The 23,785-nt window shown below is 60.5% G+C and carries 18 protein-coding genes; 8 read left to right on the top strand and 10 right to left on the bottom strand.

Translation table 11 applies throughout. The features are described from left to right. Both ACUXUR_RS25825 and ACUXUR_RS25820 read left to right on the top strand, forming a co-directional pair. Positions 1-327, top strand: a 327-nt coding sequence (locus ACUXUR_RS25825; RefSeq protein WP_445505216.1) for a UDP binding domain-containing protein, incomplete at its 5' end; no start/stop codon positions are given. A gap of 72 nt (positions 328-399) precedes the next feature. Then, positions 400-1,506: an NAD-dependent epimerase/dehydratase family protein gene (locus ACUXUR_RS25820; RefSeq protein WP_445505215.1), complete on the top strand. Its 1,107-nt coding sequence runs from the start codon at positions 400-402 to the stop codon at positions 1,504-1,506. 281 nt (positions 1,507-1,787) lie between these two features. On the opposite strand, the gene ACUXUR_RS25815 is transcribed toward ACUXUR_RS25820, so the two are convergent. Together ACUXUR_RS25815 and ACUXUR_RS25810 are read right to left on the bottom strand one after the other, a co-directional pair. Beyond that, positions 1,788-3,176: a GumC domain-containing protein gene (locus tag ACUXUR_RS25815; RefSeq protein WP_445505214.1), complete on the bottom strand. Its 1,389-nt coding sequence runs from the start codon at positions 3,174-3,176 to the stop codon at positions 1,788-1,790. A gap of 4 nt (positions 3,177-3,180) precedes the next feature. Next, complete coding sequence (locus ACUXUR_RS25810) at positions 3,181-4,581, bottom strand: O-antigen ligase family protein (protein ID WP_445505213.1); 1,401 nt, start codon at positions 4,579-4,581, stop codon at positions 3,181-3,183. 99 nt (positions 4,582-4,680) lie between these two features. Between ACUXUR_RS25810 and ACUXUR_RS25805 the strand changes: the two genes are divergently transcribed. After that, positions 4,681-5,970 carry a hypothetical protein gene (locus ACUXUR_RS25805; protein ID WP_445505212.1) on the top strand — a complete coding sequence of 430 codons (1,290 nt, stop codon included), beginning with the start codon at positions 4,681-4,683 and terminating at the stop codon, positions 5,968-5,970. A 99-nt stretch (positions 5,971-6,069) separates the two neighbouring features. Here the strand turns inward: ACUXUR_RS25805 and ACUXUR_RS25800 are convergent, their stop codons facing one another. The 4 genes from ACUXUR_RS25800 to ACUXUR_RS25785 form a co-directional block, all read right to left on the bottom strand. Continuing rightward, the gene (locus tag ACUXUR_RS25800; RefSeq protein WP_445505211.1) at positions 6,070-6,963 is read right to left on the bottom strand and encodes a class I SAM-dependent methyltransferase; all 894 of its coding nucleotides are present in this window, start codon (positions 6,961-6,963) and stop codon (positions 6,070-6,072) included. 307 nt (positions 6,964-7,270) lie between these two features. Beyond that, the gene (locus tag ACUXUR_RS25795; protein ID WP_445505210.1) at positions 7,271-7,948 is read right to left on the bottom strand and encodes a P-loop NTPase family protein; all 678 of its coding nucleotides are present in this window, start codon (positions 7,946-7,948) and stop codon (positions 7,271-7,273) included. Between the two features lie 31 nt (positions 7,949-7,979). Further along, positions 7,980-9,197: a polysaccharide biosynthesis/export family protein gene (locus ACUXUR_RS25790; RefSeq protein WP_445505209.1), complete on the bottom strand. Its 1,218-nt coding sequence runs from the start codon at positions 9,195-9,197 to the stop codon at positions 7,980-7,982. Between the two features lie 66 nt (positions 9,198-9,263). Further along, a complete protein-coding gene (locus ACUXUR_RS25785; RefSeq protein ID WP_445505208.1) occupies positions 9,264-10,433 on the bottom strand; it encodes a glycosyltransferase family 2 protein in 1,170 nt (389 codons plus the stop codon). A gap of 411 nt (positions 10,434-10,844) precedes the next feature. Between ACUXUR_RS25785 and ACUXUR_RS25780 the strand changes: the two genes are divergently transcribed. From ACUXUR_RS25780 to asnB, 3 genes are read left to right on the top strand one after another with little or no spacing between them, the layout of a single operon-like run. Then, positions 10,845-12,041: a glycosyltransferase gene (locus tag ACUXUR_RS25780; RefSeq protein WP_445505207.1), complete on the top strand. Its 1,197-nt coding sequence runs from the start codon at positions 10,845-10,847 to the stop codon at positions 12,039-12,041. After that, a complete protein-coding gene (locus tag ACUXUR_RS25775) occupies positions 12,038-13,183 on the top strand; it encodes a glycosyltransferase (RefSeq protein WP_445505206.1) in 1,146 nt (381 codons plus the stop codon). Before ACUXUR_RS25780 ends, ACUXUR_RS25775 begins: the two co-directional genes overlap by 4 nt. A 2-nt stretch (positions 13,184-13,185) precedes the next feature. Beyond that, positions 13,186-15,102 carry an asparagine synthase (glutamine-hydrolyzing) gene (gene asnB, locus ACUXUR_RS25770; protein WP_445505205.1) on the top strand — a complete coding sequence of 639 codons (1,917 nt, stop codon included), beginning with the start codon at positions 13,186-13,188 and terminating at the stop codon, positions 15,100-15,102. A 10-nt stretch (positions 15,103-15,112) separates the two neighbouring features. Here the strand turns inward: asnB and ACUXUR_RS25765 are convergent, their stop codons facing one another. Together ACUXUR_RS25765 and ACUXUR_RS25760 are read right to left on the bottom strand one after the other, a co-directional pair. Next, positions 15,113-16,630 carry a lipopolysaccharide biosynthesis protein gene (locus ACUXUR_RS25765; protein WP_445505204.1) on the bottom strand — a complete coding sequence of 506 codons (1,518 nt, stop codon included), beginning with the start codon at positions 16,628-16,630 and terminating at the stop codon, positions 15,113-15,115. A 50-nt stretch (positions 16,631-16,680) separates the two neighbouring features. Next, positions 16,681-17,373, bottom strand: coding sequence for a sugar transferase (locus tag ACUXUR_RS25760; protein ID WP_445505203.1), 693 nt, complete (start codon positions 17,371-17,373; stop codon positions 16,681-16,683). 757 nt (positions 17,374-18,130) lie between these two features. Between ACUXUR_RS25760 and ACUXUR_RS25755 the strand changes: the two genes are divergently transcribed. Continuing rightward, a complete protein-coding gene (locus tag ACUXUR_RS25755) occupies positions 18,131-19,732 on the top strand; it encodes a calcium-binding protein (RefSeq protein ID WP_445505202.1) in 1,602 nt (533 codons plus the stop codon). Positions 19,733-19,889: 157 nt separating this feature from the next. On the opposite strand, the gene ACUXUR_RS25750 is transcribed toward ACUXUR_RS25755, so the two are convergent. Further along, positions 19,890-20,828, bottom strand: a complete 939-nt coding sequence (locus ACUXUR_RS25750; RefSeq protein ID WP_445505201.1) for a glycosyltransferase family 2 protein — start codon at positions 20,826-20,828, stop codon at positions 19,890-19,892. On the opposite strand from ACUXUR_RS25750, the gene ACUXUR_RS25745 reads away from it, so the two are divergent. Further along, complete coding sequence (locus tag ACUXUR_RS25745; RefSeq protein WP_445505200.1) at positions 20,812-21,042, top strand: hypothetical protein; 231 nt, start codon at positions 20,812-20,814, stop codon at positions 21,040-21,042. The two genes, ACUXUR_RS25750 and ACUXUR_RS25745, sit on opposite strands and share 17 nt — an antisense overlap. A 1,029-nt stretch (positions 21,043-22,071) precedes the next feature. Here ACUXUR_RS25745 and ACUXUR_RS25740 read toward each other — a convergent pair. Continuing rightward, positions 22,072-22,770: a class I SAM-dependent methyltransferase gene (locus ACUXUR_RS25740; protein ID WP_445505199.1), complete on the bottom strand. Its 699-nt coding sequence runs from the start codon at positions 22,768-22,770 to the stop codon at positions 22,072-22,074. Positions 22,771-23,785: the final 1,015 nt, after the last annotated feature.

Raw genomic sequence — 23,785 nt, 5'->3', positions numbered from 1 at the left:
GTGGCCTACAAGAAGAACGTGGACGACATTCGCGGAAGCCCGTCCCTGAAGCTCATCGAGCTGATCGAGTCCCGTGGGGCGCGGGTGGATTATCATGATCCACATGTTCCGGAACTGCGGCCAACACACAAGCACGCACCCTTAGTGGGGCGGCGCTCCGTCGCTCTGACGCCGAAGAGCCTGAGCGACTATGACGCCGTTCTGATCGCGACCGATCATGATCAGATCGATTACCGCATGGTGGCCGTCGAATCTCGTCTCGTCGTCGATACTCGCAATGTCTTCGCGAAGGTCGGCATCGTGAGTGATCGGGTCATTAAGGCCTGAAAGCGACTCTTCTGACTCATGGAGTAAGCAGACCCAAATCCAGTAGTTCAGCCATATAGCAGAGCGCCAAGAATGAACATTCATTTTACGGACACATATCAGATACAGCGCGATAGTCTGGTGAGATCTCCCAAGCGATGGCTCGTTACCGGCGTCGCCGGCTTCATTGGCAGCAATCTCTTAGAAGCGCTCCTGAATTTAGGACAGCACGTCGTCGGCCTCGATAACTTTGCGACTGGCCATCGGCGTAACCTGGAAGAGATACGTACTTCTGCTTCGCCGGAATGTTGGAGCAGATTTCATTTTATCGAGGGCGATATTCGAGATCTAGAGATTTGCCGGCACGCAATACATGCGGGCAGCACAAAGGGTGCCCAAGATGATGCCCATTCGGCAGTAGACTATGTCCTTCACCAAGCTGCTATTGGCAGCGTTCCGAGGTCAATTGAGGATCCGCTCTTTACAACCGCAAACAATATTGACGGCTTTCTCAACATGCTCGTTGCAGCACGAGACGCCAATGTCAGGCGCTTCGTATATGCCGCCAGTAGCTCAACCTATGGTGATCATCCCGGCCTTCCAAAAGTCGAAGATGTCATAGGTAAGCCCTTATCCCCGTATGCGATCACAAAATATGCCAATGAACTTTATGCCGATGTGTTCGCAAGAACATACGGAATGAGTTGCATTGGCCTCAGATATTTTAATGTGTTCGGAAAGCGTCAAGATCCAGAATGCGCTTACGCGGCTGTAATTCCAAAATGGATTGCAGCAATGATGAGTGGATCCGAAGTTTTTATTAATGGCGACGGTTCTACAAGCCGCGATTTCTGCTATATAGAGAACGTCGTACAAGCTAATATTCTCGCTGCGACAACCGAAGCAGAGAATGCTGTCAATCAAGTTTACAATGTCGCTGTCGGCGATAAGACAACATTGAATGAACTGTATGAGCTCATTCGAGAGCTTCTTGAAATCCGCCAAGTGTCAGTCAAGCAAAAGACGCCCCTCTATCGCGAGTTCAGAACGGGAGACGTCCTTCACTCCCAGGCTGATATCAGCAAGGCCCGCGAGCTCCTTGGGTATGCCCCTCAGTTCAATGTGCGCCAAGGCCTCGACGCTGCCCTGGAATGGTATGTCAGCTTCGCTCGCCAACAGTATCCTAGCAAGGAGCGCTAGAGAGCATCTGGGAAATCAAGTGGCTGCATGAGCCAATCTATTGATCACGAGACGGCTCATGGCGAAATAGCTTCACGTCTCCGTGGTGGGCGAATTGCGCTCCACAATCCAGCGCTGGGGCAGAACAGCAAAACCAGCTGGCATCTCGCGGGAGGCTGATCCATCGCCACTCAGGCGATGCACATCATGGCCACTTGACATGGACAATCTGCATTCGAGTTCACCCGACAGCCGGGACACGAGCCCCTGATGATCCGTCTTGGCAAACAAGTACGTCGCATTCAGCTTGTGGCGGTGGAGAGGCCTGGCGGCTTGCCATCTCCAACATGGGTGCCCCTGCCATGGTTCTTGTGATCATTCTGGTCGCGTACGACAGCCAAAACGGGAAGGCTTGCGGCTTCCGAAGCCTCATCCGGATGCCGGATGCGCTGGTCGAGTCGTTCCGCTATAAACGCGAGCCCTAGGCCGAGAAGGCCACCGGCGGTGATGCCTGAGAAGAAGTACGTGAAGCGCGAGCGGCTGGCCGACGTCGGATCGCGCGGGGGATCAACGATCCGGATCAGCTCGGGAGCCTTGAGGATGCCGACGCTCCGCACGGAATTGGCCCCCGAGAAGCGTTGCTGATAACTCTCATAACTTTCCCGCGCAGCCGCAATCTCCCTGTCCAACGCGGCGAGACGGTCCTGGACCTCCCGGAAACGAACCATGCTCCCGTTCACCGCCGCCGCGTCGGCCCTGCGATCCTGTGTCTGCGTAGCAAGGCCCTCCCGGAGGGAGAAAAGCGACTTGAGAGCGGACAGGTTCCGCGCCCGTTCATTTGCCTGCTGATCGGTGCCGGCAGGCGGCGCCGACATGTCCTTTGCCAGCTGCTCATCACTCGGATTGCCGAGAGCACCGCGCAGGCGTGCGATCTCGGCCTCCGTCTGCGCCAGTGCGTCCCCATGACCACGCCGGTTCGCCTCAAGGAGAGCGAGCCGCCGCGCGGCGTCCTCGGAGCCATTGGGAAGAAGCGCCGCAAGCTCGCGCTGAACCTCCTCCCTGGTTCGCATGAGCGCATCCAGCTCCTGACGGCGGGCATTCACCATGAGTTGCGCGGCCGTCGCACCGCCCTGTTCGGGAACGAGCGCCTCCAGGAAGCTCGCCATCGCTGCCTCCAGCCTCTTACCGAGGCCTTCGGGTTTTGCCCCGGCCAGTCTCACCTCGATAAAATCGCCTCCAATGAGGTCGAGGGACAGTGCCTGGCGCAGTTCCCCGATCTTCGCCTCCCGCTCCGCGGGCGGAAGTCTGTCGACCTCCCGGCCAAGGGCTTTGCCAAGAACGCTCTCGCTCATGAAGAGCGTCCGCAACCCCTCGAAACGCTCCTGGACACGGTAGATGCTGCTGGCAGGATCCCCTTCCCGCGAGAACGGATTGTCGCGTCCGGCTTCCTGTAGCTGCATAAGCGCGCGCGCCGTGTAGGCTTTGGGCAGGACGATCGCCGCGGTGATGCTGATGGGCAGCATCAGAAGGATGGGCAGCACGATCAGGAGGCGGCGACGCCACGCTCCCTGCACGAAGTCACGGACGATGCGCGTTACGTGCTTCGGGGTGTTCGCCGTCACGGACGGTCCGGCAAGGCCCGTTACATTCCCGTCGAATCTTCCAACTTGGACCTTCGTTCCGAAATGCATTCAGTCATCCTCGGTATGGAGCCATGTCGTGAATCGTGGCGCTAAGATGCGGCGCCTCCATCTGTGCCGTCATCCGGGTATTCTCGTCGACGTAACGTCCGACCGCAGCAGCGAGGGCGACCATGATGTAGATCGACCAAGTGAATCCCTGCGATAGGAAGAAGCCTGCCGTGCAGAAGCCGGCGATGGCGGCGACCAGACCATACGCCACCGGCTGCACAGGAGAGCGGATTTCTGCCGCACTTAGAATGCGGTGCGCCCGCAGGCTGGTGCGAAACGCGCGGGCCACCATGAGTACAAACAGGGCCAGCCCGGGAATACCGGTTTCGGCGAGAACCTGCAGCCATGTGTTGTGGGTGGTCATGTCCTGTCCGGTCTGGATGTAGTTGAACCACGAAAAGTTCGCGAGACCGACCCCGGTCAACGGGCGCAAGGCGGCTGCCTTTAAGGCGGTGATCCAGAATTCCAGTCGATCTGCGGCCGAGGCGTCGAATCCTTCGGCGGGGGCCACCCTCGACATGCGCTCGGAGATCCCCATGGCGAAATAAAGGGCCATGGCCCCGACGACGCAGGCAACAATGAGAACCGTTTTCGAGCGTACGAAGAGCAGTCCATAGACTGCGAAGACGGTGAGAACCCCAAGGACCGCTCCCCGGCTCTGCGTGTAGACGATGGCGACCAGGACGGCCGGTACACAGGCAGCGCCAATGATCCTGTTTGCCCAACCGGTCCTGCCTGTCAAAAGAGCGATCGAGAAGCTCAGCGTCGTCAGCAGCAAGAAGGCAAGATCATTCGGGTCGGACAGGATCGACGTCGTCTGAAGGCCAATGGTGACGCGGGTGCCCTCGACGAGATTGATTCCGTTGAGCTTGTTGCTGATCGCGACGGCGGCCACGAGCAGCCCGCTGATGGCAATGACGCGAGCGACGAGATGGAAGTCTTCATTCGTCCTTGGAAGCCAGGCCAAGGCCAGTGTCATGAGCCCGATCTTGAAATAAGTTTCATTCCAGAACTTGAAGGAGAGACCGGGACTCAGGGCGAAGACACTTCCGACGGTCACAAAAACGAAGAAAGCCAAGAAGAGCCGGATCTCCGTAGGCCACGCGGCTTCGATGCGGCCTGCAAGGGCGTTACAGGCCAGGGCGAAGACCGTGAGGATTGCCAAGCCGAGCGGCAACTGCAGCGGCATCAGAAATGGATAGGCCTCGTGGAGGCGGAAAAGAGAAAAGGCCACAAACCCGATACAGACCAGAAGAGGCTGATGAATGGCGATCAGCAGGGCTACGACGCCTCCGGCTACCGCCAGAGGCGCCAGCGGAGACGACGTCACAAGCCACGGCAGGGACGCAGCCGTGCAGGCCAGGAAAGCGGCAGGCACCTGCCAACGGTAGACGGCTATCGACATTCCTGCCTCACGGCAGGCGATGATGTGCTTGACTTGCCGCGGAGGAATTCAAGGTAATTCCACACAGCATCAATCGCTTTCTGGCTGGATGGCTTCCTGATGGCATATAAGGGGAACGATTTCGACGCCAAGATTGAGGCGATTATTCGCTTTATTTCTCGATCCATAATACCCGTAATAGTAGGCAGACGCAGCATTAGGATCGCAATCCTGATCGTTGCAGCCCTGGGGTGCAGGACAACTGGAACATCCGCAACCGAAACCAGGAGCCCTGTCAGTCCCGGGGGATGCGCTCCAGTCGCCCAAGGCGGGACATCCTCCCGACAGGCCGCCGAACTGCGGGAGATCGTCCTTCGTCTCGTCGGTCCCGCCCTGCCAGTCCAGGAGGCTGCGGCTCAGGGCGCAGCCTTCGAGAGGTACGAGAAGGATTTCCGCACCTTTGCAGAACGTCACTGGCGGGCCGACGGGCCTGACTGGAAAGCCGCGAATTATTACGACAGGGCGAAGATCTTCTATGTCTGGTGGGCACGGACGGGGAACGATACTTTCCTGAAACGTGCCAACGAGATCGCCATCGACTACAGGCGCAGCTACATCGAGGCGAACGGTTTCCGGCCGAGTGCCCATTGGTCGCAGATGGCAGGCCTAGCCTTGCACTGCCTCGTTGCCGGCGATGTTTTGAGTGGCGAGGCGGTTGGCCGCGCAGCCGATCTCTTCTCCCTTCCCGACAACATAGCAGCGCTTGCGGACCTCAAAGGCGAAATGGACAACCGCATTCAGGCCCGCACCCTTGAGGCCCTCCTGCTCGCTTGGCAGATCGGCGCCCCGAGCCTCGGTATTCCAGACAGGCAGCCGGACGGCACGGATTGGGGGATTCCCGGCGGCAACGACTGGGCGAACCTGCTGCGGGTGGCATTGGGGAGAATTCTCGCCAGCCAATCACCTGACGGGGCCTACCGTTTCCGGCAGATACAATGTGGGTACAACCTGCCCTTCATGGTAGGCCTCTTGAACGATGCATTGATCCAGTACCACGAACAATTCGAAGCGGATCCCGGCATCCTTCCGGCCGTGAAGCGATCCTTGGACTATCTTTGGAGCAGGAACTGGGACGCGAAGGCGCAGGCCTTCGTCTATCTCGAAGGGCCATGCGAAGACAACGAGGACAACAACACAGGGCCCGCACCGGACCTAAACAACCTGATTCTGAGCGGCTTTGGCTGGCTCTATCGACAGACCGGCGACACGACCTATCGCGACAGAGGCGATGCGGTCCTTGCGGGAGCCGTAAAGGGAGCATGGCTTGACGGCAGCAAACAATTCAACCAGGCCTATACCACATCCTACAAATACGCTGCCTTCCGCAAACAGGGGGACGGAAAGCGTTAAGATCCTCTCGCAGACTCGACGGCACGGATTTTTCTACGCGCCCTCTCGGCTCAAGAAGCTTGGCCTCATGTATTGGACGGATGCTCTATGGCCTGAACTTCAAGCGACTGAAGCCGTCCCTGTCCGTGCGGGTTTCATCGCAGAGAACTTCATGTCTGTGCGCAGATTCCTCGGAACGATGCGGTTGAGCAAGGACCGGTCGAGGGAGCGACAGGTTCGGCGAATTGCCGTTACCACAGGGACAACACCTGGCGCGTTTCCCTGCATGTAGCGGATTGCAGTGAAGAACGACTGGTCGAGCACGGTCTCCAGAAAACCTTCAGGCACCAGACGCACATTCTCGTAGCCGGCTGTCACGCGCCTGAGATCGCTGATGGAGAAGGTATGGACGTCAATGTTGTCGTGCTCCCACGAAACGCCAGGTCGTCCACTTACGAGCTTGTAAACCCGGTTTGCGACGACCAGCGGCAGCTTGAGCGTTTCGATCATGCGTTTGCCCCACTTGGAAGGCTCGCCAATGAAGATACAGGAGCCGCCCAGCTTCAGAACGCGCCGCACCTCAGCCATGAAGGCCAAGGGATCGGGCAAGTGATGAAGCACAGCGCATCCGACCACGAGATCAATCGTCTCATCCTCGAAAGGCAGGCGCATCATGTCGGTCTGAACGGTTTCAATACTGCAGCCTGCAGCCTGAGCGCTCGCCCGCGCCCGAGCGAGCATGCCCACGCTGATATCGACCGCGATGACGCGATCAAACCGCCCGCTCATGGCGAGTTTGACCGCGACATTACCGGTTCCGGCGCCGACGTCGACGACCGTGCAGCCAGTTGGGAGAGGACGGCCCAACACCCGTTCGAGTTCCTCGATCATCTGCCTAACGGTGAAGGGATCGTGGATGACACCCATCCGATTGTCATAGACGTCGGCCTCGGCCTCGTCGTGGTACCGGCGATTTTGCTCGAGGACTCGCTTGATATCGACGCTTTGACGCATGATCCGCAAACCTCCAATGCAGCTTCAGTCCCAGAGCGCTCAAACAGCGGCGCGGCCTGACATCTCGTGAGGTTCCTCTCAGCCTGAGATCCCGAACGTGCATTCCAGACTGCAGTTTTCCCGCGGTTGAGGGCGGTGTCTCTGCCACCTGTCCCGGCTGCCCTTGGAACGGATATAGACCTGCTCCGGAAGACGTCTCTAAGAATCCTACAATTCATGGACCATGAGATGGTAACTGGTCGGCAATTCAGTAGCGGAGCGTACTTCCTAAGGATCAATTCTGTTGTTCGCCCTGAAGGGGTCGGGATTAGCCCAGGATCTCGCTCGCCCTCACCTTCCGGCCGATCCGCTTGGCGAGCCAGGGAGCGAAAAAGAACAGCTTTTGTGCGCTGCGGGCGATCTCCTCCCCGACAGAGGTGTACCCGCCCTGGGTCATCACGATGCCGAAAGGCCTACATCCCGTCGCGCGGGCCATATCGACTGCGCTTCTGAGCCTCTCTTTCGTGACTCCCCCTCGCTGGCAAACCAGAATCAAGGCGTCACAGGCTGCCGCCGCGGCAAACGGATTCACGGTATCCGCCGGTCTGTCGAAGAGAGGTGCGAGGTCCAGGACGATGTAGTCGTAAGACGACAGGTCATTGTCGAGCACGTCTCGGAACCACCCGACATTGTCGAACAGGAACTGCACTTCCGGCCCGGCCTGCACTGTGAGCTGGGCGACGTCGGCTGGCGTCCGGGCGGCCCTGATCTTCGCTTCTCCCCGCCCCGGGATCCAGACCTCCTCGCTGGCAGGATCCTGCGCCGTTCTGGAAATATCGATCAGGAGCGTCGGCTGGCCTGATCGCGCCAGAACGCCCGCTGCAAGAGCGGCGAAAGCACTGACACCGGATTCGGGCACGGGGGCCGCGAAAGCGATCGTGCGCGCCTTGGTCCGTCGTAGCGCGAGGGTGGTCTGTTCGGCGGCTCTGATGCTGGAATCGTCCATGTTCTGTCCTGGCGGAGGGACACACCCTCCGTTACTCACCAGTCCTAAGGTCCTGGGATACGATCAACACGTCTCCCGGCTTCAAGGGAGTCGATTGATCGGCCTTCACCGTCGTCTCCCCTGTTTGGTTACCGCGCACCACCGAATAGATGATCTCGGTTCTGTCGCCTCGCTCCGCCGCCATAGAGGCGCCCACGATGGCGTTGTATGCTTGGCGCGCCGAAGCCGCCTCGTCCGCCAGCTGGGCGACCTCTTTCTGAAGGCGGTCGATCTCCGTCTCGATAGAGGCCTTGCGCTCCTCCGTGAGCAACACCGTGTCCCGCTGCATGGCCGCGACCGTAGCCTGCACTCGTGCGGTAGCGACAGCCACGTTCGCTGTCTTCTCCTCCAGTTCGGACACCTTCATGTCCTCCTCGAAGGTGCGCTGCGCGACCACGATCCCTTTCTGCTGCAATTCGCCGAGCCGCTGGCGCGCATCGCGCTGCATCTGCAGCTGCTCCGCGATCCGCTTACCCTGCTCACGCAAGCCATCGAGTTCCTGCGCAGCGAGCCCCATGCCGCGCTTGAGCGATGCCAGCTGATTCCAGAACGATCTCTGCCGACTGAGCAGCAGGGTTCTCTGGGCTGCAATCAACTCCTCGGCTTCCTTCTGCCCTGCGATGGTGACGAGGGCCGGCGGGACCTGGATCTCCGTCGAGTCCTCGCGCTCCGCCTGCAACCGAGCGAGAGCCGCGAGAGCTCGCTTCCGGTCCTCCGTAGCACGCCGGTATCGGGCCATCTCGGCCTCGCCGGCCGCTGGACCTCCAACGTTCGGCCCGGCAGGGCGGAACAGCCCACCCGACAGGGCGACCGCCTGGAGCACCGTCATGCCGGGATGCCAAGGGACAGCCCCCGATCTGGTCACGAACCCGGTCACGAACAGAGGTTTGTAGGCGGCGACCTCGACGGTGACGGAATTGGGCCGTCCCGTCATCTGCTCCAGGCGTCTGGCGAGGGCCTCCTCAAGTTGCGCCGTCGACATTCCTCCCACCGGAATGCGCCCCAGAAGGGGGATCGATATCGTGCCGTCCGCCCCGATTCGATAGTCGCCGGTCATCTCTTGGTTGCCCGGAAATCTCAGCGCGAGTCTTTCGGCATTGGCGACATCGATCTCACCTTGGCCAGGCATCGGAGGAGGCACTGGCGGAGATTGCGCAAACCCCGGGGCGGAGAGGCAGACCAGGACAGCGAGAAGAGACAGGCTGCGCATGCGGTCACTCATGTTACGTAGCGTTAGAAGACTCTCATCGTCAGGGACGGGAAAGGTCCGAGCCATTCAAGTCTTCGCCTTGGCTGCGGCGGAGAACTTCCATGCGTGTCCCTGCAAACCGCCGAGCAGGATCAAGGCTCCGATGAACCCTGCTGCGTGCCCCTGAACGAAATAGGCCGCCCACCGAGCCGGGCGAGGAATCACTCTGGGTACTCCTAAATGATCGGCAATGACGGCCAAGCCGACGAGGGCCTCTCCTGCGAACGCATAGAGGTAAAAGCCTCCTTCCCGCACGGCGAGAACCGGAAGGGAGACCGCAGCGATCAGCAGGAGAATGGGCATGAAGGCACGCAGAGCCTTCCCGGAGAGAAAGACGAACGCAACGCCAGGACGCCGTAGGTCGGCAAGACCGGCGACGCGCAGGACCTGCTGGAGATTTCCTGCACCGATCCGGATGCGGCGCCGGAAATTCTGACGCGCAGTGCTGGTTTCGAGTTCCGTCGCGACGATCTCTGGATCGTAGACCGCATCGTATCCCCGCTCCACGATTCTCATCGGCAGGATGAAATCGTCGTTGATCGTGTCCGGCTCCAAGGGCTTCCACAGGTTCCGCCGGAAGATGTAGAAGGCCCCGTGCGCGCCCATGGGAGCACCGACCGCGCCTTCGGCGATCTTTACGCGGGTCTGATAATTCCAATATGCACGCTCCCCTTCGCTTCCCGGACGGATGAGCGCGTAGGTCGGGCAGACGACGCCGACGGAGGGACATCCGAAATGGCGAACCGCCTGGAGAAGCGCCTGCGGCTCGAGAAGCGAGGAGGTATCGCTGAGGGCGACGACGTCAGAATGAGCCCTGCCGATCTGGTCATTGAGCACAGCGATCTTGCCGATGTTGGACGGGTACTCGACAATCCTCAGATCCAGGCCGCCGCTCTCTCCCAGCAGATCCCGCGCAATCGCTGAGGTACCATCGATACAACCGTCCAGCGCCAGCACGACGCTCAGGCTGTCGCGCGGATACTCGAGCGCCGCCAAATTGCGTATCTTGGCGGCGATCACAGCCTCTTCGTTATGTGCCGGAACGATGATCGTGACCGATGGCAGGACAGCGAGTTCGGCGTCGGAGGCAGACGACTTTCGGCCGAACCACGCTGCGATCGCGCGGACAGCGATGGGATACCCGACATGGTGGTACAGGACCAGGACAACGCACGTCCAGAAGACCAGCGCGATCATCGTTCCCCCAACTATCGATCAGCCACATAGGCTCTGCCGGGGCAACTGCAAGATACCTCGGAATTGCCAGCGCTATCCCTTGCGACGAGACAATGCGCGCAACATCATATGCGGTGACATGTTGAACAGCCATGCACTGGAACGTTAGGGCAAAGCCTGCAAGCAACCTCCCGCCAGGATCACGTGCAGCACCTTGGAAAGTGCGGGCCGTGGCATCATCGGAGACCTTCCATCCAACGTGTTCACAGACGGGGTGTCGGCACGCATTCTGCGTCGGCTTTAAGCCCCCTGCCGATGCAGCCCCTCAATATCCTTATCACTATCAACATGCGGGTTTGGCGCCGACGGTCATGAGAGCTGGCGAGCAACACGCCACATGCATCCGAAAGGCAGCCAGGGAGGAGAGAGACGATGCCGATTGAGACCTCTCCCACCATTGCCCCGCATGGAACGGACGCGCCCCGCCTGCGTGTCGCCGCCGCCATGGACACCTGGATCGTCTCGGGACCGGGACGCCAGATTTCTGCGCTCTCCCAGGCCCTGAAGGCGCAGGGAGTCGAGCTCCGCGTTTTCATGCTCCAGCGCTCGGGCCGCCCCGCCTCCCCATTCATCGCCTATCTCGAACGTGCAGGCGTCCCCCATGTGGTCATCCCCGATGAAGGCCCCCTGGACACCGCTCTTCCCGGGCGCCTCCGGCAAGCCCTCGATGAATGGAAACCAGACATTGTCCAGAGCCATGGCTACCGCATGACCACCCTGATGTTCCTGCTGCGGCTGGCGGGCCTGGGCGTTCCGTGGATCGCCTTCTTTCACGGCGCTACGGACGAGAACTGGAAAATGCGGCTTTACAACCGGCTCGACAGAATGCTGCTGCGCCGGGCGGACCGCCTCGTTGTTCTGTCCGAAGAGAACCGCCACGCGTTCGCGGATGTCGCAGAGCGGGTCAGGCTGATCCATAATGCCTCCTTTCCGATCCCTCCGGACGGAGAGCCCGTTCGACTCGAGCACCTCCGTCAGCCGGGCCAGCCACTCATTGCTGCAGTCTCCCGGCTCAGCCCCGAGAAGGGGCTCGACCTTCTTATTGAGGCCATCGCCCGCCTATCAGCCATTGGGCGGCCGGTCTCTCTGGCCGTGGCCGGCGACGGACAGGAGCTCGCCGCACTCAAACGGCAGACGACAGCCCTCGGGATCGAGGACCGCGTCCACTTTCTCGGCTTGGTTCAGAACGTGACATCGCTTTATTCCCAAGTCGACGCGGTCGTCCTGCCTTCCAGGCCTGGGCGGGAGGGACTGCCCAACGTCCTGCTTGAGGCGATGCGAGCGGACGCCCCCGTGGTCGCCACCGCGGCAGGGTCTGTGCCGGAGGTGCTGGCCATCCCAGTGTCCGGCGAGCTCGTCCGGCCTGGGGATGTTGACGCGCTGGTCCGCGGTATCGAGGCAGCTCTCGCTCGCGGGCGGTCGCCGGAGGCCTCGGCTGCCAGGGCGAAGGCGATCGACCGGTTCTCGTTGGAGCGCCGGGTGGCCGCACATCTGTCCCTGTATGGGGAGATGCGGCCCGACCTGCTCACCCGGGCTCCTCTCGGGGCGACCGTCGCGGCGACAACATGACAGTGGACGCTCCCCTGGCGGTGGAGATGGTCCTGCCTTCCCTTGAGACCGGCGGGATGGAAACGATGACGGTTGCCCTCGCCCAGGCGCTGGCGGCGCGAGGGCACCGGGTGGGCGTCACGTGCCTGCAGAGGGAGGGAGAACTCGCGGAGGGACTGCGGCGTGCCGGAATCCCGGTGGCACTCGTTCCATGCCCCGGCACGGCCCCGATCCTGAGCCCGCACCAGGGGCTTCGTCGCCATTTCGCCGCGCGGGCGCCCGACGTGATCCATGCGCAGAACGGTGTCTGGGCCAAGGCTGCCCTGGCTGCGCGGGCGGCGGGTGTACCGGCGGTCGTGCACACGGCCCACGGCTTCAGCCTCGATGAGCCGTGGTTCGGAGACGCGTTGCGCTGGTGGGCCGGACTGCGCACCGACATGGTGGTGGCGGTATCGATCCCCTTGCGCGAGCATTTGGTTCGCAAGGCGCGGATCCCGGCCTCACGCGTGGTCACGATCATCAACGGCATCGATACCACCCGCTTCACCCCGAGAGGAACGAGAGGGATCCTGCGGGCGGCCCTCGGCATCGGGCCGGACGCCCCTCTCATTGGTTGCGTGGCCCGGCTCGACCCGATCAAGAATCACGTGCTTCTCCTCGAAGCGATGGCGTTGCTGATCCGTCAGATCCCCGATGCTCGTCTTGCGTTAGTGGGCGATGGACCGCTGCGCGAAGCCCTGCGGGAGCGGGCGGAGGCTCTCTGCCTTGAAGGAAAGGTTCTTTTTGCCGGAACGCTCGCCGACACGGCCACCGCCTACCGCGACCTTGACATCTTCGTTCTTCCGTCCGTGTCCGAGGGGACATCGATCAGTGTTCTCGAGGCGATGGCGAGCGGGACCCCTGTGGTAGCGACGGCCGTGGGCGGGACGCCGCGACTGCTCGACGGCGGCTGCGGAACTCTCGTGCCGTCGGGAGACGCCGCCGCCATGGCGGAAGCCATCCAACGCCTCCTCTCCGATCCAATCGGGCGGGCCCGGATGGCGCGAACTGCGCGAGAGCGGATCTCTGAGGAGTTCGGGCACGCGGCCATGGTGCGCGCCTATGAGAAGCTCTACAGGCAGGTCGCCGGGAAGAGCGCCGGCCTCATCCGAAGGGAGGCTTGAGCATGTGCGGCATCGCAGGAGGGATCGCCCTCGCCGAGGACAGGCGGCCGGACCCGGAGAAAGTCAAGGCGATGGCCAGGCTCCTTGCCCACCGCGGGCCCGACGGCGAGGGAATTTGGATTTCGCCGTCAGGGCGGGCCTGTCTTGCCCACCGGCGGCTCTCCGTGATCGACCTCGCTGGGGGCGGCCAGCCCATGGTCGACAACTCCGGTCGCCGCGCTATCGTGTTTAACGGCGAGATTTACAACTACATCGAACTCCGCGACGCTCTCGCTCGGCAGGGCGAGGTCTTTCGTACGGCCTCCGATACCGAGGTGCTCCAGCGGCTCCTCATCCGTAACGGCGCGGCGAGCCTCGACCGTCTCCGGGGCATGTTCGCCTTCGTCGCCTGGGACGACGAGAGGGGCGAGCTCATCGCCGCCCGCGACCGGATCGGCAAGAAGCCCCTGTTTTTCGCCGAGGAACGGGGGGTCCTTTACTTCGCCTCGTCGATGGGGGCGCTCCGAGAGGGTATCGGCGGGGCTCGGATGATCGATCCCGACGCCCTCGACCGTTACCTCACCCTTGGATACATCCCTGCACCTCTCACGATCTACCGCGGCATCCGCAAGCTGCCCGCCGCCACCGTGGCGGTCTCGGATGGGGGAAGACTCGCCTTCGAGCGGTATTGGGACTTGGCTCGCGAGAACGAGCCATTCGAGGGCTCATATGGAGAGGCCTGCGACCGGCTCGAGGGCCTTCTGGAGACGGCGGTGACGATGCGCCTGCGCAGTGACGTGCCGCTCGGCGTTCTGCTCAGCGGTGGCATTGATTCCAGCCTCGTCACTGCGATCGCGGCGAAGCGTGGGGAGAACCCCATAGACACGTTCACGATCGGCTTCGGTGAAAGCGCCTATGACGAGAGCGGGCAGGCTACCGAAGTGGCCCGCCGTCTCGGCACGCGCCACCACGTTCTGCGCCTTGAGAGCGGACTCATCGAGCTGATCCCACAGGCCGTGGTCCATTTTGGAGAGCCCTACGCAGGTTCGTCCGCCCTGCCCTTATGGGCCCTCGCCGGGCTGGCCCGCCGGCATGTGACCGTGGCGCTCGGCGGGGATGGTGGCGACGAGGGCTTCGCAGGCTACGAATGGTACGCGACGGCGGCCCGGCTGGGTGGCTTGGCGGATCGGATCCCGCGCGGGGCGGTTCGCGTTGCCGCCTCCGCCGCTACCGCCGCAGGGCTGCTCGGGAGCCCGCGGCGATTGGGGCGCCTCGCGCGTGGCCTCGGATTTCTGGCCGCAGAAGATTTCGGAGCGCGTTTTGCCGCCCTGCGGTGCTGCCTCGGGGCGGGGGAAGCAGCCTTCCTCTATCGCAGGGAGTTCCGCCGGCGGGACAGAGAGGGGCTGATCCGCCGCGCCTTCGAGCGTGCCGGGGGATCCCCCCTGCGGAGGATGCGCTATGCGGACATGGAGACCTATCTGGCTGACGACCTGATGCCGAAGGTCGACGTGGCCTCCATGGCGCACGGGCTCGAGGTCCGGGCTCCTCTCCTCGATCACGAGGTTGTCCGGTTCGGGCTCTCGTTGCCGGACAGGTATCTCATCGACGCGCGCGGCGGAAAGCGCATCCTACGCGACCTGTTGTTGCGATATCTCCCGCGTGATCTCGTGGAGCGGCCGAAGCGGGGCTTCTCCGTTCCTTTGGCACCGTGGTTCCGCGGCGCGTTGCGCCCGCGCATCGAGGCGCTCGCTGATAGCGAGCGTTTGGGCAGCCTCGGGCTGCTCGATCCTGACGGCATCCGCAGGCTCGCCGCCGAGCATATGACGGGGGCCCGCGACCACAGCGAGCGGCTTTACGCGCTGCTGGTCCTCGACCAGTGGCTGGGTTCCTCCGGTATGGGCGCCGTCCGAGCTGACGGAGATCTGGAGGCTGCGGAATGACGGTCGGCCGCTATGTGATCCGCAGACGGCGGATGAGGCTCCTTGCGGGGCCGAGAGCCTCGCGGCCCAAAACGATGAAGGCGCCGGCAGGCAGATAGAGCGCTGCGTAGAGCGCTCCGTACCCGATCAGGGAGCCCCATCCGCGGACTGGCCACTCGGCGGCCGTCAGCCAGATCGCGACGGTCGCGGCGGCCCAGACGGCGGCAACCGGGAAAACGGCATCGCGGAGATATGCCGATGGGGTCACATCCAGCAGCCTGCAGGTAAGCAGCCAGGGGCAGAGGCCACGGAAAACGGTCGCTGAGATAGCAATGGCGCAGCACACGCCCAGAATCCCGAACGGCCTCACCGCGGCGGCCGCGACACAGAGTGTGCACAGACCTTCCATCATGGCGAACCGCGCCAGCGCCCGGTGTCGGCCCATCGCGGTCAGGATGCTGTAGGTCACCCCCTGGGCCATGGGGAAAGCCTCGCCCAGCAGAAGCACCACCAGAGGCATGAAAGACGCATCCTGTCGCCCCCCCTGCCAGATGGAGATGAACTGGGCGCCCAGACTCAGAAAGCCACCGACAAAGAACAGTGCCAGGGCCGTCGCAGCGCGCCCGCCGACGACGAAGAGGATCTTCTGCTCGTCTCCATGCCGGCCGAAGAACAGAACCGCCGCCCGCGGAGCCGCGAGCTGGGTCAGAGAGAGCATCACCGTGGCGCAGTAGGCTGTGAGCTGCCGGGCAATGGTAAAGGTCGCCACCGCCCGGTTACCAAGACCGTATCCTACCAAGGTCGGGCCGACCTGCTGGGTGAGGGATCTTGCCACCGAAAGCGCGGAGAACCAGACGCCGATTGGATAAATCTCCCTGAGCGCAGCACGGCTCAGAACGCCGGGAACAGGCCTCAGGCGTGGCTCGACCCGCCATGCGCACGCCGCCGTCAGGACGACCGTCGCCACATTCATCGCAAGGCCAATACCCGCCAGATGCGACAGAGGCGAGCCCTCGTGGATCAGCAGGAGGATGAGGCTGAGGCGTGTCGCGATGACCGGCATCTCGATGAGATTACTGAGGTCGAAGCGCTCGTGGCTCCACAGGACGACGTCGAAGATCGAGGTGGGGAAATACAGAGCGGCCCAGGCGCCCGCGATCAGCAAGGCCAGCTGGACGTCGGCGAGTTGGCGATCGGGCACATGGAAGACGAGTGGGAAGATCTCGGCCATGGCAAAAGCAACGAGCAGCGTGACGACCCCGGCCCCGGTGAGCAGCGTGAGTGCCGTCGACAGGGTCCGGTTGAACCCTTCGATGTCACTGGCACCTCGGTGGCCGGCGAGGAGCCTGCCCAGGGCGCCGACGACGCCGAGGTCGAGGACCAGGAGATAGGCTGCCATGGTCGAGATCAGTGCCCAGATACCGAAGGTATCGGTTCCCAAGACCCTGAGCAGATAGGCGACGGTGATCAGTCCCTCACAGGCTCGGAGGACGGCGACGGCAGCCGTCGTCCCAACATTCACAATTGATCTATGACGTGTCCGGCTCATGCTCCTCCCTGCCATCGTGATCCGGAAAACTGCGAGCGCGGTCGTCCTGATCAACGGACCATCTTTGGATCACGTAGGACTGAGAAGGTGAGCGCTAGAATCCAAAGATCCAGCACAGGCCCGTGGTGGAGCAGATAGAAGAGGTCGTATTCCAGTTTGTGTCGGGTGTCGTGGAGCGTCTCTGCGTAGCCGTAGCGGACCTGAGCCCAGCCGGAGAGCCCCGGCCGCACAAGATGTCGGAGATCATAATAAGGAAGGCTGTTGCGATAGACCTCTACCAGAGGGACTTGCTCCGGTCTGGGCCCGATCAGGGTCATGTCGCCGCGCAGGATGTTCCAGAACTGGGGTAGTTCATCAATATGGGTGCTCCTCAGGAACTGTCCGAGCGGGGTGATTCGACAATCGTTGATCGCGGTTGCGACCCCGACCTTCTCGGGCGCCGGCTTCATTGTTCTGAGCTTCCAGATCCTGAAGATACGCCCTTTGTATCCGACCCGTTCCTGGACATAGAAGACGGGTCCGCCCATGCTACAGAGGATCGCTACAGCGGCGATAGCGATGACGATGAGAACTGCAGGTCCCGCAAGCAGGACAAATACGATGTCGACCGCCCTCTTCACACTGCGGTACCATTGCCTTGAGGCAATAGCCCAAAGAATCTTTTCCGCATTGGCTTTTGTTAGGCAGACCCTCTCGGGGGCAGTGTACTCATCTTTGACATCTGCGGAGAACTTCGTAAGCACTCGACTAACCTCAAAGTTTCAGCGCGCCCCGTTCATTATCCGGCATTATGGTCTGACTGTCCGTTTTGGTTGTTTGTTGCCCCGCCCGGCTCACGGCTCCCGCGCTTCGTATGAGGCGCGTTCCTGGTCCGTAAGCCGGCCTGAGCGCTCGCTTTGGATTATCAGGACGCACCTGTTGCACGGTCAACGGGAATAAAAAGTCATCAGCGCTTTAGGAGAAATGTGGAACTTTTCCCGCGCATTCATCTCGGGCCTGCGACAACAAGGCGGGCGCAGGCCAAACTTCCTTTACAAAACAAGGGCAGGCTGCGAGAGGAACAGGCCAGCCATCGTTTTCAATCGTCGAGCTTAGGACAATCTTTACAGGGCTGGCCTCTATATTGCCTTATTTCCTTTCTTTAAAGCCGATTCATGAGCTTAAGCTTGAATGTCCGAGCCAACTGGGTTCTGTCGGTCAGAACAAAGCGAGTAACGGATCTGAAAGTCAGGCACCAGTAATTTTATCTTACATCAACCGGTCCCGGTTGATCTTACCGCGACGATAGATTGCACACAGGCGACCCCTGCTTTTTGCATGGGACATCGCATGATTACTTCTGACTGTTTCAAGAGTTTCCAGGAAGAGCGCCATCTTATCTTCGCATGCAAAGGAGTAGTCGACGCCAGCAAATCAGGCTTGAGCGGGGCGCAGCGCGCCTTTTGGAATATTAAAACGTTATAAGCACCAAAGAACAACCAAATTGGTGGGGCAGATCCAATGGCTATCTCTTCTACGTTTGCATCCCTTCTTGCGCCCAAGATCTCGGTCAGCTCCGTGGCGGCCCAGGGCAGCGTCTATAGCAAATACGAATCCAATTTCACCCGATACGCCGCCGAGCACTGGAGCCAGGAAGGCTCGTCTTGGGAAAACGCGAACTATTATGACCGGGCTGAAATCTTCTACAACTGGTACAATCGGACCGGCGACAGTTCTTATCTCACAAAGGCGAATGCCCTCGCGGTCAACTATCGTGACAACTATCTGAAGGCCAACGACTACGCCCCCTCAGCGCATTGGTCGCAGATTGCCGGCGTGGCCCTGCACTACCTTGCTACGGGTGATACAGCGAGCCGGACAGCAGTCGGCAAGGTCGCCGACAACTTCGCCGTCGAGTATTATCTCGACGGTCTCGGCAATGTGCAGGCGGAGATGGATAATCGCATGCAGGCGCGTGTGCTCGAGTCCTTCCTGTATGCCAAGAAGATCAACGCCCCGAGTTCCAATGGCAACAATTGGGACAGCCTGCTGCACTCCTCGCTCAACAAGATCCTGTCCTCCCAGGGCGCGGATGGAGGCTACCACTTCGCCGCCGGCGGTGTCGTGCCGTTCATGGTCGGTCTGCTCAACGACACTCTGATCGACTACTACACCACCTACGAGGCCGATCCGCGTATCCTCACAGCGGTTAAGAAGTCGCTCGACTACATCTGGAAGACGTGCTGGGACGAGGCGTCGCAATCCTTCATGTATGTCGAGAGTGCCAACTCCTTCGGGGAGGTGCGCGAGCCCGCGCCTGACCTCAACAACCTGATCAGCTCTGGCTTCGGCTGGCTCTACAAGATGACGGGCGACCAGACGTACAAGGCACGTGGCGACAAGGTGTTCGCTGGCGGCGTCAATGGAGCCTGGCTGGAGGGCTCGAAGCAGTTCAACGAGCAGTACACGAACTCGCTGAAGTATCTCGCCTATACCCTGGGCGACGGGACCGTCAGTACTCCTCAATCCCAGCCGTCTACGCTCCCGGAAAAGTCTCACGACGTGACCACCAGCCTCAGCCACATCCTAGCGGGAGACGAGGTGAACCTCACCGGCACCGGCACGGCCTCGATCTACCTGACGGGCAACGCGCTCTCCAACGTGATCAAGGGCAACACGGGCGCCAACAGGATCATCGGCAATGCGGGCAACGACAAGCTGTACGGCAATGGAGGCAACGACAAGCTCTACGGCAGCACTGGCAATGATGTGCTTACCGGGGGCACCGGCAAGGACGCATTCGTCTTCCACACCAAGCCGAACGCACAGACCAACCTCGACAAGATCGTCGATTTCAACCCGGCGGACGATACCATCTGGCTCGACAACGCGGTGTTCACCAAGCTGGGAAATGTCGGCTCGCCATCGCAGCCCGCCCCCCTGAAGTCAGGATATCTGGCTCTGGGAACCAGGGCCAAGGACGCCAACGATTATCTGATCTATGACAAGGCCAAGGGCTATCTCTACTACGATGCGGACGGCTCGGGCCCAGGGGCGGCCGTGCACCTGGCCACATTCACCAACAAGGCTGCATTGACCATCTGGGACTTCCAGATCATCTAAGGCAACTTTCGCCTCGTGCTCTCCCGCTCAAGGAGAGCACGAGGACGATGAAATCCCCATTCTGGTATCACTCCTGCTCTGGCCTCTTCCCTGTTCAACATCAGGCGAGCCCGACAATCCGGTGGACAGCAGGTGAGGTCTCGTGAGGCATAGGAGATTATCTGAACCGATTGAGAACATTGCCAATCGTCGCGCCGAATGGGCTTGCACATGCCAAGGATGCCCAGAAAAACGGAAGGCTGGGCATCATGGGCGAACTGAAGCGACGCCTGAGATCTGCAGCATACCGCCAATTGCCCCCAAGCCCCATCACGCAAGCAGTTTTATAGGCACGAATAGCTAGAATCTTGCGCATGAGGGGCTTGAGCTCCTCAGAACATGACCTTTCTATTTCTCCCGGCTCGCTCAGGAAAGGCTCAACGGGCCGGAGAGCGGTCAAATTACTACTCAATTCTGATGCGTCTCTATGAATGATGACTTCAGGTTTCAAGTTAAAGAGTACAGGCTCATTGAGCAGGACTTTCAACCATAAGAAGGCATCTTCTCCGTATAGACATCGATTATTCTCGTAAAAGCCACCATGCTTTCGAAAAGCATTGATGCGCACGACAGTTGTGCAGGGTGACATGTAAGCTAACATGTGGACTGCAAGTTTAGGATTTGTCCGAGATCCAAGACGGTGAATGCCCGACTTGATCCCTCGGTCACGCCACATGCTCTCGGTGGACAATCCGCTTGGCATCTCGAAATAACCTGAAGTGACTGTTGCCGCCTCAGGATTTGAGGTGAGTAGCCGAACGCTCTCAGAGAGGTATGACGGAAGCCATTCATCATCCGCGTCAAGGAAGGCAATCAGCTCTCCACGAGCCGCATCGACCCCGCGGTTCCTTGCATGCCCCGGCCCTCTGTTCGGCTGGGAGATGACCCTGACCCGATCATCAGGAAAGCTTTTCGCCTGCGCTGCTCCAGTATCAGTGGAACCATCATCCACAACGATCACCTCAAAGTCGCTGAACGTTTGAGACGCGACCGAAACGAGGCATCGGACGATATGCGGGCCCTTATTAAAGAGCGGTATTATGACTGAGACCAGCACTACGGATCCTCGTCATCAATCCATTTTCAAATCGATAGCAGCGTTTATTACCCGTACAGCCCGCAAGCAGTTGCCGATCAAGATGCACGATGTCGAACTCAACCTGCACGATCCGCTTCACGGCCTCGGCATGATGGTGAATGAGGAGACGGAATCATCCAATCCCGCAGCTCTCCAGGTTCCCCATCCAGACCAGCCTCTGCCGCTGCAATGAGGTTATACATCTCTCGGGCAGTAACGTAGTGGAGCCTGAACTGCTCACCATCGTTGAACCGCGCTTCGGCATCGGAGAAGAGAGCCTCAAGGTCTCGGCTCAGCAAGGCTTCGCGATCACCATCTTCCGCTCCATGGCATGAGAGTTTGATGAACAGCCAGTCCGGTCGTCCTTGCACATGAACTCTCGCCTGAACCCAGCGATCGAGGCGCTCAGCACTATAGCAAAGCTTCGCGGTTAGTGTCCCGTCATCCATCGCTGGACGGAACAAGCCGCCCCTTGCCGGCTTCAAATGCGGCACGAGGGGGCCCTCCACCAGAACGACGCCTAACGGATGTGGAGACATATGCTGCGCGGAGACACCTCTATCGTAACATTTGGGGTATGCCGGATCACCCGATGCATAGTAGATGCTGTTCAATTGCCGAGGCTGGGCCGTCGTCCTCCATGCAGGGAAGGTGAAATCGGCGTAGCAGCCTTCCTGCTCGAGAATGGCAAGCTCATTGTTCACGCCACAAAAATTGGTGCCTTCCTCGCACCGGGAATTGGCGAGAGCGAAGTTTCCATGGATAAAGCCCCAGGCCGGACGTCCGCTTGGCCATGTCGAGAGTGCGCCGTGCGCCCGGTAAGTCTCGATTCCTTCGCGAAGTTTCCGGCGAAGGGTCGCTTCCGTGTCGTCGCAATGATGGAGATGGAGTTCGATTTCCCCCCATCCCGCGGCACAGAGCTCCGCTAAGCGGGAGAATTCCCATTCATCGTATTCGTCCCATGGGTAGAAGAAACTGTGTGCCGGCGAGAAACCGTCGTAATCCCGATGCCGTGCCGCAATGAGCGGGTACTCTCGCAGCCATTGCTCAAGCCGCCGCCGTGCAATGTGCCGTCCGGGCTGATGGACATGCGGCTCGAAGTGATCGGTGATCGCGAGGAACAGATGAACCGGGCTCTTTGTTCTCGGGCCAGATGGAGAATGGACCCGCCTCACAATGGCACGAAGAGCAATGTCGAGGGTATGAAAGCGTTCGCGCCAAGTCATGCCTTGTGCGCTCTGACGATAAAATGAGGGGCTCGGCTGACCGAGAAAGGCTGCAACCCTCGCGCAGCCAATAGGCGCTGCATTCCCGAATGCGTTTGCACGGTTTCGCAGCTTCCTCCGACGCGGACCTGCCGTCTGATCATATGAAGCAGGAGACTGTTGAAACCGATATACCCGCAAAAAACCAGGTCCTTCACGCGTCCTGATCGGAGATCCTGACCGATACGCTGCAACAGCATGCCCGGAGGATGCAGCATTGCCCAAAACTCGCCTCCAGGCAGCAAGACACGGGCGGCCTCGGCAATCACTTTCGAGATATCCATGTACGGCAATGCGACGCGCGAGAATACGAGATCGAAGGATTGATCAGGAAACGGGAGATGCTCACCCGTACCGGCCAATAAGTGAACATTGTGTGGGACGATCCGGGAGCCTGCGGTCAGAGCGGCGACATCACGATCGACTCCCCATGCTTCGACGCTCGTCGATAATTGCAAAGCCACAAGGCTCTGCCCCATGCCGCACCCGATATCCAGGATGCGACGGTGGTCAGTTCGGATTAGCGGCAGGGCATGGTTAGGGTGAGCCGGGTCCCGTGCGATGGCCAACTCCCCATAATGGTACTGAAGTGCAGGATCCATGGAAGTCTGTAACTTCTTGTTCTCCTCATCACAGCCGCTTGTGATCATCGGCATCCAGTTCCGCGTCCCAACAAGTGCTTGCTCCCGAGGGGAGCCATAAAAACTGACTATTCTACGTGGTTCCGCCAGCCCAGATCGCAGAACTCATGCACCAGCCGGCTAGAGCATTGCGGATTGACTACCTTTGCACTAAGAGCCGCGTCGAGCGGCCTGTTAGCCAGTATCCAATACCGATTTTATATCTATTACTGTGGCAGCCAATTGAGAGGTGTAGCAGTGATCTCTGATATTTCGAGGTACCCGTCTTAGACAAAGGCCAAGAGGTCTCCAACACGCCGGCCTCGTGCAGCGCCAGAGGCACCTTCAAGCCGGGTTCCATCGGGCGAACTGAGCCACAAAACTTGCAGTCAGTCCGGCCCTCGTCACCGCGCATGAGCGGGCGGCCTGAAATTGCCTACAGAGCTATCGCCCAGTCAGCCTAGACCACCCCTGCGTCAGCATGGTCACCACTTTCCAAGCCAGACCTGCTATGGATCATCCAAGAACTGATTTGAGACTGCTCGCTCGGGACTCAGCCCGTCCACACAGCCTAGTCCCGGCGCTTCTGGTATGCTAATCCGATTTCGTTGCCCAACCTGTTTGATCCAACCAGCATTTTAGGTGGTGAGATTGGTCATTCTCTACGGAGTTCTCGCGACCTGCTCAGGCATTCTCACAGCGGCCCTCCTGTGGTCGTCAGGGCCGTTTCTCGCCCTATCCGGAGGAATCTTCGCAGGCGCCCTCGCCATCATAGGGGCCGCCATCCTGCGGTTTATGGCAACGACAGTGTCTGCTCGGCAGAAAACCCCTGCCGGTGGATCGGTTCGCCGGCACTCCCCAGTAGAACCCGAAGGTAGAGAGGCCGCTGGAGCTTCACCGGCACCCTTTCCAGTTCCATCTTCACAGCAACGGCGCTCTCAACGATAGAAGGCTGTCTGTTGATCCTTCGCGAAGTCGGGCCAGGGCAAGTGAATGTATTCGGCTAGTCTCCTGATGCGACGGAGAGCTCCCTATTGGAGAAGACCCGCTT

The organism is Microvirga medicaginis, assembly GCF_052658925.1.
This window is presented reverse-complemented; position numbering and strand designations above follow the sequence as displayed.

Bases quoted from the DNA above. Each gene is read 5' to 3' on its own strand.
- ACUXUR_RS25795 (WP_445505210.1), bottom strand. From the start codon at position 7,948: ATGGACGATTCCAGCATCAGAGCCGCCGAACAGACCACCCTCGCGCTA.
- ACUXUR_RS25800 (WP_445505211.1), bottom strand. From the start codon at position 6,963: ATGCGTCAAAGCGTCGATATCAAGCGAGTCCTCGAGCAAAATCGCCGG.
- ACUXUR_RS25740 (WP_445505199.1), bottom strand. From the start codon at position 22,770: ATGCCGATGATCACAAGCGGCTGTGATGAGGAGAACAAGAAGTTACAG.
- ACUXUR_RS25745 (WP_445505200.1), top strand. From the start codon at position 20,812: ATGACTGAGACCAGCACTACGGATCCTCGTCATCAATCCATTTTCAAA.
- asnB (WP_445505205.1), top strand. From the start codon at position 13,186: ATGTGCGGCATCGCAGGAGGGATCGCCCTCGCCGAGGACAGGCGGCCG.
- ACUXUR_RS25785 (WP_445505208.1), bottom strand. From the start codon at position 10,433: ATGATCGCGCTGGTCTTCTGGACGTGCGTTGTCCTGGTCCTGTACCAC.
- ACUXUR_RS25810 (WP_445505213.1), bottom strand. From the start codon at position 4,581: ATGTCGATAGCCGTCTACCGTTGGCAGGTGCCTGCCGCTTTCCTGGCC.
- ACUXUR_RS25805 (WP_445505212.1), top strand. From the start codon at position 4,681: ATGGCATATAAGGGGAACGATTTCGACGCCAAGATTGAGGCGATTATT.
- ACUXUR_RS25815 (WP_445505214.1), bottom strand. From the start codon at position 3,176: ATGCATTTCGGAACGAAGGTCCAAGTTGGAAGATTCGACGGGAATGTA.
- ACUXUR_RS25775 (WP_445505206.1), top strand. From the start codon at position 12,038: ATGACAGTGGACGCTCCCCTGGCGGTGGAGATGGTCCTGCCTTCCCTT.
- ACUXUR_RS25820 (WP_445505215.1), top strand. From the start codon at position 400: ATGAACATTCATTTTACGGACACATATCAGATACAGCGCGATAGTCTG.
- ACUXUR_RS25765 (WP_445505204.1), bottom strand. From the start codon at position 16,630: ATGAGCCGGACACGTCATAGATCAATTGTGAATGTTGGGACGACGGCT.
- ACUXUR_RS25790 (WP_445505209.1), bottom strand. From the start codon at position 9,197: ATGCGCAGCCTGTCTCTTCTCGCTGTCCTGGTCTGCCTCTCCGCCCCG.
- ACUXUR_RS25780 (WP_445505207.1), top strand. From the start codon at position 10,845: ATGCCGATTGAGACCTCTCCCACCATTGCCCCGCATGGAACGGACGCG.
- ACUXUR_RS25755 (WP_445505202.1), top strand. From the start codon at position 18,131: ATGGCTATCTCTTCTACGTTTGCATCCCTTCTTGCGCCCAAGATCTCG.